General features: G+C 73.7%; 8 protein-coding genes. 2 read left to right on the top strand and 6 right to left on the bottom strand.

The features are described 5' to 3' along the window. Positions 1-137: 137 nt before the first annotated feature. Positions 138-1,433, bottom strand: coding sequence for an FAD-dependent oxidoreductase (locus EJK16_RS08680; RefSeq protein WP_240645890.1), 1,296 nt, complete (start codon positions 1,431-1,433; stop codon positions 138-140). Between the two features lie 342 nt (positions 1,434-1,775). On the opposite strand from EJK16_RS08680, the gene EJK16_RS08675 reads away from it, so the two are divergent. Then, positions 1,776-2,138, top strand: coding sequence for a DUF488 domain-containing protein (locus EJK16_RS08675; protein WP_127128377.1), 363 nt, complete (start codon positions 1,776-1,778; stop codon positions 2,136-2,138). A gap of 160 nt (positions 2,139-2,298) precedes the next feature. Here EJK16_RS08675 and EJK16_RS08670 read toward each other — a convergent pair whose 3' ends face one another. After that, the gene (locus tag EJK16_RS08670) at positions 2,299-2,994 is read right to left on the bottom strand and encodes an ABC transporter ATP-binding protein (RefSeq protein ID WP_127128375.1); all 696 of its coding nucleotides are present in this window, start codon (positions 2,992-2,994) and stop codon (positions 2,299-2,301) included. Positions 2,995-3,262: 268 nt separating this feature from the next. Here EJK16_RS08670 and EJK16_RS08665 point away from each other — a divergent pair, with 268 nt between their 5' ends. Further along, positions 3,263-4,195: a slipin family protein gene (locus EJK16_RS08665; protein ID WP_127128373.1), complete on the top strand. Its 933-nt coding sequence runs from the start codon at positions 3,263-3,265 to the stop codon at positions 4,193-4,195. Positions 4,196-4,304: 109 nt separating this feature from the next. Here EJK16_RS08665 and EJK16_RS08660 read toward each other — a convergent pair whose 3' ends face one another. The 4 genes from EJK16_RS08660 to EJK16_RS08645 form a co-directional block, all read right to left on the bottom strand. Then, positions 4,305-5,480, bottom strand: a complete 1,176-nt coding sequence (locus tag EJK16_RS08660) for an ABC transporter ATP-binding protein (RefSeq protein WP_240645889.1) — start codon at positions 5,478-5,480, stop codon at positions 4,305-4,307. Positions 5,481-5,644: 164 nt separating this feature from the next. After that, positions 5,645-6,499, bottom strand: coding sequence for an ABC transporter permease (locus EJK16_RS08655; protein ID WP_240645888.1), 855 nt, complete (start codon positions 6,497-6,499; stop codon positions 5,645-5,647). 89 nt (positions 6,500-6,588) lie between these two features. Then, positions 6,589-7,446 carry a molybdate ABC transporter substrate-binding protein gene (modA, locus tag EJK16_RS08650; RefSeq protein ID WP_127128369.1) on the bottom strand — a complete coding sequence of 286 codons (858 nt, stop codon included), beginning with the start codon at positions 7,444-7,446 and terminating at the stop codon, positions 6,589-6,591. Further along, a complete protein-coding gene (locus tag EJK16_RS08645) occupies positions 7,446-7,856 on the bottom strand; it encodes a molybdopterin-binding protein (RefSeq protein ID WP_127128367.1) in 411 nt (136 codons plus the stop codon). The genes modA and EJK16_RS08645 overlap by 1 nt, the downstream gene beginning before the upstream one ends. Positions 7,857-8,050 lie beyond the last annotated feature (194 nt).

Here is an 8,050-nt window from a genome sequence, read left to right as displayed (position 1 = left end):
CGAACCCGGAAGCTAAGCCCCTCAGCGCCGATGGTACTGCACGGGAGACTGTGTGGGAGAGTAGGACACCGCCGAACACCCATCAACAGAAAGGCCCCCACCACCGGTGGGGGCCTTTCTGCATCCCAGCACCCGAATTACCGGCGCCATGACGGCCCGATGATCGGCCGGCTTTTTGGCGCGTGTGGCGAGGCGGCGTGGCGAATGTCCCTCACGTGCTCGGCGCGGAATCCGATCCCGATCAGTCGGGAGAGAAGTCGTCGGAGGAGGCTCACCCGAAGCGCGGCACGCGCCGCGGTGGGCAACTGTGCGGCGTGTCTTGCCTCCAGCGCCGGCGAGATCATGGCGCGTTGCATGATGCGCTGCATGCGCTGGGTCATCCGGGTTGGGAACTCGCGCCGGCGCTGGACTGCCCGGAGGTCGTCCTCAGTCAGCTGCCCCGCCAGCAGCGGCCCGATGAGCGCATTCGCCGCGGCGACCGCGTCCTGGACGGCCATGTTGATCCCCACTCCGCCGACGGGGGACATGGCATGGGCGGCATCGCCGATGCACAGGAAACCGGGGCGGTGCCATCGCCGCAGGCGGTTCATCCGCACCTCGAGGAAGCCGACGTCGTCCCAGTCGGTGATGCTCTCGACCCGGTCGGCCATGAACGGTAGCCACTGGCGGAGGTCCTGGTGGAGGGCGTCGATCCCGCGAGCCTTGAGCTCGGCGAAGCTTCCCTTCGGCATCGTGTATGCGCCCTGCCAATAGGTGCCGCGGTCTAGCATCGGAAGGATCCGGCCGGGTGTGAGCCGTGCGAAGGATCCAGGCGGGTCGGACGCCGTCTTGGGCAGCCGGTACCAGAGCACGTCCATGGGCGCACCGAGCTCGATGACGGGTAGGCCCGCGGCCCGCCGGAGCACGGAGCTCCGGCCGTCGGCCGCCACCGTGAGCAGGGCTCGGAGCTCGTGGGTGCCCCGGGCGTCCCGATACCGGACGCCACGGACGGCGCCGTCCTGCGTGATGAGCCCGTAGGCCTCCGCGTTACGCAGTAGCCGGAACGACGGGTAGCGCGATGCCTCCCCGGTCACGAAGTCGAGGAAGTCCCACTGGGGGACCATCGTGATGTACGGGTACTTCCCTGGAAGGCCGGTGAAGTCGGCCATCGTCGTAGTCCCGTCGTCGGTCATCACCGCAATGGCGGTGGTCCGTTGCTGGGGAACCCGTGCGAAGCGGTCGATCAGGCCGAGCTCATCGAGCACGGTGAGCGTGGAGGCGTGGACGGTGTCGCCGCGGAAGTCGCGGAAGAAGTCCGCGTGCTTTTCGAGCACGACGACGTCGACGCCGGCCCGGGCGAGCATGAGCCCGAGCATCGCGCCTGCCGGTCCACAGCCCACGATGCAGCAGGTGGTGGTGTCGGGAACGACCGAGTCGTCGGTGCTGGTGCCCACACGGGAAGCCTCTCCAATTCCACGGCCGCCCGCATCCGAGAATTCCACGGCCGCCCGCATCCGAGAATGTCCAGCGCGTCGAGTCCGTCAGTGCCGTGCCCGGTGCCGCCTGTGGCCGGGCAGTCCGATGGTGCGTGGGGGAGGCGCACCCCGGGATCGGCCTGCCGAGTGGGCGGCGCTTGCTGCTGCCGCGTCGCACGGGCACGATCGTCGCAGCGGCAGCGGCAGCGGCAGCGGCAGCGGCAGCGGCAAGCCGCCCCGCGAGTAGTGCGCTTCCCATGTGTTACGGACAGTCGTTGGCCGGTTTCACGTGAAACCGGCCCGGCCCTGAAAGGACGTGACATGGCAATCTCCATCGCTCGCATCTACGACGACCGGCAGGGCGATGCCGACGGCGCCCGGGTTCTCGTGGACCGCCTGTGGCCCCGCGGGCTTGCCAAGGCCGACGTTCATCTTGACCTCTGGCTGAAGGAGGTCGCGCCGTCGGACGAGCTGCGCACCTGGTTCGGCCACGCCCCGGCGCGCTTCGCCGAGTTCGCCAGCCGCTACCGCGCCGAGCTCGAGGCGAACCCCGCGGTCGAGACGCTGCGCCGGCTCGAGCGTGAGCGTGGCTCCCTGACGTTGCTGTACGGCGCCAAGGACACCGAGCACAACCAGGCCGTGGTGCTGGCCGAGTACCTTCGGGGCGCCGGCGTGCCGGGATGAGGAACGGGCAGGATCTCGCTGCACCACCACACCCGCTCGCAGCCTTGCCGCACACGTCCCAGGTCAGGCGAGTTCTGCGGCCCCGACCAGGGAACGCGAACTGCCGCACCGACTGGGTTGGGCGTAGACCCGCGCAGGGCCCTGCGACTTCGGACGCCCCTCAGGCAGCCCGGGACATGGGGGCGGCCTCGAGGACCGTGCCGCGGTCGAGGAGGAGCAGCCGCTCGGCACGGGCGGCGACGGCAGGGTCACGGGTGGCGACGACGACTGTCACCCCGTGCTCGGGCTCGCGCCGCACGCCGTCGATGACCGCAAGGATCGCCTCCCGGCCGGCCTCGTCGAGGCCGCCGGTTGGCTCGTCCGCGAGCAGCACCTGGGGACTTCGCACCATCGCCCGCGCGATGGCCACACGCTGCCGCTCGACGCCGGTCAGCCGTGCCGCGAGTTCACGCGCGTGATCGGCCATTCCCACGGCCACCAGCGCCGCGTGCGCCGCGCCGCGGCGGGCAGGCGCGGCGATGCCGAGCCGCACGAGCGTGAGCTCGACATTCTCCTCCGCGGTGAGTGTGGGGAACAGGCGGGGCGACCCACTGACGACCCCGATGTCACCGGCACGCAACAGGTCCAGGCGCTTGTCCGTGGCCTCGGCCAGGTCCTCCTGACCGAGGAGCACGGAGCCCGACGTGGGCCGGTCCGCCGCGCCGAGGATGCGGACCAGCGCGGACTTGCCCGCGCCGGCCCGTCCCTGGATCGTGACCATCTGGCCGTCACCGATCTCAAGGTCGACCGCCCGCAGCGCGTGGACGGTCTCCCCGCTGTTCCGGAAGATTTTGCTGACGCCGGTGAGGGTGTACATGGCTCACTCCGTCGGGTCGAGGGACCAAGCCGGCGGGACCTGGAGGTGTGGCGCCGGCCGGGGGAAGGTCGGGACACATTCTGCGGGACCCCACGCGCCGGCGCATAGGGGCCGACGCCCAAGACCCGGGCCGCGGTGGAGATCGGGTGCCCGACACCGCGGCGCCGGGGTCGCCGGGCCGTGGTTGCCCCACCGGGGCCGGGCCCCTTAAGGAGGCGTAAAATTGAGGCGATGATCGTCTCAGGCTCGTCCTGCGGAAAGAACCGTCATGAGTGCAGCAGCCGTCATCACCGTCGTCGTCATCGTCGCCGTGATCCTCGTACTCGCGGCGCTGTCCGTGCGGATCGTCAAGCAGTACGAGCGAGGGGTGTTGTTCCGGTTCGGCCGGGTGGTAGGCGTCCGAGCCCCCGGCTTCCGGCTCATCATCCCGATCGTTGACGTCCTGCGGCGGGTCTCGCTCCGGATCATCACGCTGCCGATCCAGTCCCAGGGCATCATCACGCGGGACAACGTCAGCGTCGGCGTCTCTGCGGTGGCCTACTTCCGCGTGGTCGACGCCGTGAAGTCGGTCATCGCGATCGAGAACGTGTACTCCGCGATCGACCAGATCGCCCAGACGACCCTTCGCAAGGTCGTCGGTCAGCACACCCTCGACGAGACGCTCTCGGAGACCGACCGCATCAACCAGGTCATCCGCAAGATCCTCGACGTCACCACGGTGGAGTGGGGCGTGGAGGTGACGCTGGTGGAGCTGAAGGACATCCAGCTGCCCGAGAGCATGAAGCGCGCGATGGCGAAGCAGGCGGAGGCGGAGCGGGAGAAGCGCGCGAAGATCATCAACGCCGAGGGTGAGTCCCTGGCTGCCGCGGCGCTCGGTGACGCGTCGGACACGATGATGGCCCACCCGCTCGCGCTGCAGCTGCGGAACCTGCAGAGCCTGATCGAGATCGGCGTGGACAAGAACACCACGGTCGTGTTCCCGGCTCCCCTGATGAGCACCATCGGCGAGCTCGGCTCCTTCATCGCCCGCGAGGCCGACGCCGCCGTCGCCCATGGCGCGGTAGGTGCGGCCCCAAGCGGCGACGGCGGCGGCGCGGCTCCGGTGGCGCAGCCAGCAGCCGGCGAGCCGGCTCACCACGCAGCATCGAACGGGGCTCCGGACCCCGCCGGTCGTCCGGCCCGCGCCCAGACCGCGGCGTGACGGGACCGTTCCTGCGGCACGGTGTGACCGGGACGCTCCCTGCCCGGGCTGCGCGGTGACCGGGAGCAGTACCCGCCCGTGCCGTGGCGCGTCGCGACCCGCGGCGCGCTCACGCCGGGTAGATCGCCACCTCGGCAGCCTTGACCGAGAAGATGGCCGACGCGCCAGGGGCGAGCCCGAGGGAGGCGACGGATGCCGGCGTGATGTCGGCGGCGAGCAGGTGCCCGCTCGGCACGGTGCCGCGGATCCGCACCAGCTCGCCCTGGTGCTCGAGCGTGGCGACCGTGACGGTCACCGTGTTGCGCGGGCTGCCGCCCGGGGGCGTGAGGTGGACCGCGACGGCCCGGGGGCTGAAGGTGGCGGCCACCGCCGTGCCGGGACGGCAGGCCGGGTCCACGAGGCCGTGGAGCACCAGGGCGCCGTCGGGGGCGGTCGTGTCGGAGGGTGCCACGGCACCCGCGGGGGCGGTCGTGTCGGCGGCGTCCGTGGCGTCCGTGGCGTCGGTGGTGCCCGCGCGCGGCCCGCCGACCGCGGGAGCCACCAGCTCCCCGCCGACCGCGGGAGCCACCAGCTCCCCGCCGGGCGTGAGGGTGCCGCCCACGAGGTTCACGCCGGCCAGGCTCGCCGTGAACGACGAGCGGGGGCGCGTGAGCACGTCGAGCGTCGAGCCGCTCTCGACGACGCGGCCGCCGTCCAGGACGACGACCACGTCGGCGACGGCGAGGACGTCGAGCAGGTCGTGGGTGACCAGCACGGCCGTGCGCCCGGCGTCGCGCAGCACGGCGCGCAGCAGCTGGCGCATGGCCGCGGCGGCGTCGACGTCGAGGGCGGAGAGCGGCTCGTCGAGCAGCACGACCTCGGGGTCGGGCGCGAGAGCGCGTGCCAGGGCCACGCGCTGCGCCTGCCCGCCGGAGAGCTCGTGCGGGCGGCGGCCGGCCAGGTCGGCGGCGCCCACCTGGTCCAGGCGCTCGCGCGCCACCCGCTCCGCCGCGGCCCGCGGGACGCCCGCGGCGCGCGGCCCGAACGCCACGTTGGCCAGGGCGTCCAGGTGCGGGAAGAGCAGCGGCTCCTGCGCAAGCAGCGCGACGCGGCGCGCGTGCGGCGGCACCCACGTGCCGGCGTCGGCCACCGTGCGGCCGTGGATCCGGACCGCGCCCGAGGCGGGTCGCACGAGCCCGGCCACCAGACCCAGGAGGGTGGACTTGCCCGCGCCGTTGGCGCCGAGCACCCCGAGGACCTGGCCGGCGACCAGGTCGAGGTCGAGGCGCACGTCCCGGTCGGGCACCGCGGCATGGACCGATAGGCCCGGTGGGGCTACCGGTGAGGATTCGACGCCTGATGACCGTCGAATCCTCACCGATCCGAGCCCGAAACCCGGCGCTGGCGCGGGATGGGGCGCGGGCGCGGGGCCGGGCGCGGGATGGGGCGCGGGCGCGGGACCGGGCGCGCTCATCGGGCCAGCCCCTGCTCGGCGGCGTCGGCCATGGCCGGCCGCGGCCGGCGTGCGCGCCGCCCGACGACCTCGCCCTGGGTGAGCACCACGATCACCGCGGCCACGGCGATGAGGACCACCGACAGCGCGAGGGCCGCGTCGGGGTCGGTCTCGCGCTGGAGGTAGATCTCCAGCGGCAGGGTTCGGGTGACGCCCTGCAGGGACCCGGCGAAGGTGAGCGTGGCGCCGAACTCGCCCAGCGACCGGGCGAAGGCCAGCGCGGTGCCCGAGCCCAGCGCCGGGAGCAGCAGCGGCAGGGTCACCCGGCGCAGCACGGTGGTGGGCCGCGCCCCGAGGGTGGCGGCGACGTCCTCGTACCGGCGCCCCGCCGTGCGGACCGCCCCCTCGAGGGAGATGACCAGGAACGGGAGCGAGACGAAGGTCTGCGCGACCACGACGGCGGCGGTGGAGAAGGCCAGCTGGACGCCGAGCGTCTCGAGGTGCGCGCCAAGCAGCCCCCGCCGGCCGAGCGTGGTCAGCAGCGCGAGCCCGGAGACGACCGGCGGGAGCACGAGGGGGAGCAGGACAAGCGTGCGCAGCGCGCGGCGTCCCGGTAGGCGCGCGCGGGCCAGCACGAGGGCGAGCGGCACGCCGAGCACCACGCACGCCGCCGTGGCGGCCACCGAGGTGCGCAGGCTCAGCGCGAGGGCGGCCACCGACGCCTCGGAGGAGACCAGCTCCGGGAACCGCGACCACGGCACCCGCAGCAGCATGCCGAGCACCGGCACCGCGACGAGCGCCACCGCGGCGGCGGCCGGCACGAAGACCCAGCGGGGGAAGCCGCCGTCGCCCGCGGACCCCCGCGCTGCCACGGAGGAGGCCCGGCCCCCGGCGCCCGCGGCGACGCCCGGCGCCGGTCCACCGCCGCTCGCCGGGTTCCGCGGCCGCTCCCCCGTGCCGGTCACGGAAGCGTGAAGCCCGCGTCCGAGAGGATGTGGCGGGCGAGCTCGCCGGTGAGGGTCTCGATCCACAGGTCGGCGAGCGCGGGGTTCGCGCTGTCGGCGAGCGCGGCAACGGGGTAGCTGTTGACCACCTGGTCGGCGCCGGGCACCTCGACCACCTCGACGGCGCCGCCCGCGCCGACCGCGTCGGTGGTGTAGACGAGGCCGGCGTCGGCCTGGCCGGAGGTGACCTTGCCGAGCACGTCGGTCACGGCGGACTCCTCGCTCACGGGCCTCAGCGTGACGCCGAGCTTCCCGGCCAGCTCCTGGGAGGCCGCGCCGCACGGGACCTGCGGGGCGCACACGACGAGCGCCTTGCCGTCGAGGCTGGCGTCCAGCCCGGTGATCCCCGCGGGGTTGCCCGGCGGGACGACCAGCGTCAGGACGTTCTCGGCGAAGACGGTCGGCCGGCCAGTGAGGGCGCCGCCCGCGATGGCGTCGTCCATGGTGGACTCGTTCGCGGTGGCCAGGACGTCGGCGGGGGCGCCGGCGAGGACCTGCGTGACCAGGTCCGAGGAGCCGGCGAAGGAGAAGGTGACGGACACCCCCGGGTGCTCCCGCTCGACGGACTCGCCGATCTGCTCGAACACCCCGTGCAGCGACGCCGCCGCGAAGACGGTGAGGTCGCCGCTCGGCCCGGCCGCGGCGGGCGCCGTCGCCGCGGCCGAGGAGGTCCCGGCCGGGGAGGTCTCGGCCCGCGTGTCCGCCGAGCCGGCGCAGGCGGCCAGCGCCAGGGCGGGCAGCAGCAGGGCGGGCAGGGCGGCGGCGCGGGCGCGGCGGGTGCGGGCGGCGCGCGCGCGGCGCGTGGCGAGGTTCATCAGGGCCTCTCGCGCGGTGTCTCGATGATGACGGTCGTGGCCTTGACGACGGCGGTCGCCAAGGACCCGGGCACGAGCCCGAGCTCGCGGGCCGCCTCGCTGCTGATCAGCGAGACCACCCGGTAGGGACCGCACTGCAGGTCCACCTGCGCCATGACGCCGTCGGCGACGACCCGGGTGACCAGCCCGGTGAAGCGGTTGCGCGCCGAGCGGCCCACGCCGTCGGCGCCCGGGCCGCTGACGGCGGTGGCGTGCTCGACGGCACGGCGGGCGAGGTCGGCGCCGTCGACGACCTTGCGGCCGGCGTCGTCCACGCCGGCGCTCAGGCGTCCGTCGTCGACCCAGCGGCGCACGGTGTCATCGCTGACGCCGAGCAGCCCCGCGGCCTCACTGATCCGGTACTGCGGCATGGGACGCAGTATAGACACGCATGTGCGTACCAATAAGTGCCTGGAATCCGAAACTGCGGAGCGCGAGGTGGTGTCGCCCGGGCGCCACCAACCGCGGCCGCCGCGCGCCCGGGCGCCGAAAAACCCCGGGTGCCCGTCTTCCGACGGGCACCCGGGGCAGGTCGTGCCAGTGGCCAGCACCTGGCCGGCGTGGC

Source organism: Georgenia sp. SYP-B2076, assembly GCF_003991205.1.
In the GTDB taxonomy this organism is placed as follows: domain Bacteria; phylum Actinomycetota; class Actinomycetes; order Actinomycetales; family Actinomycetaceae; genus Georgenia.
The sequence above is the reverse complement of the archived record's forward strand: the minus strand, read 5'-3'. Positions and strand labels throughout refer to the sequence as shown.

Excerpts from the sequence above, each read along its gene's own strand:
- modA (WP_127128369.1), bottom strand. The coding sequence starts at position 7,446 with ATGAACCTCGCCACGCGCCGCGCGCGCGCCGCCCGCACCCGCCGCGCC.
- EJK16_RS08670 (WP_127128375.1), bottom strand. The coding sequence starts at position 2,994 with ATGTACACCCTCACCGGCGTCAGCAAAATCTTCCGGAACAGCGGGGAG.
- EJK16_RS08645 (WP_127128367.1), bottom strand. The coding sequence starts at position 7,856 with ATGCCGCAGTACCGGATCAGTGAGGCCGCGGGGCTGCTCGGCGTCAGC.
- EJK16_RS08675 (WP_127128377.1), top strand. The coding sequence starts at position 1,776 with ATGGCAATCTCCATCGCTCGCATCTACGACGACCGGCAGGGCGATGCC.
- EJK16_RS08665 (WP_127128373.1), top strand. The coding sequence starts at position 3,263 with ATGAGTGCAGCAGCCGTCATCACCGTCGTCGTCATCGTCGCCGTGATC.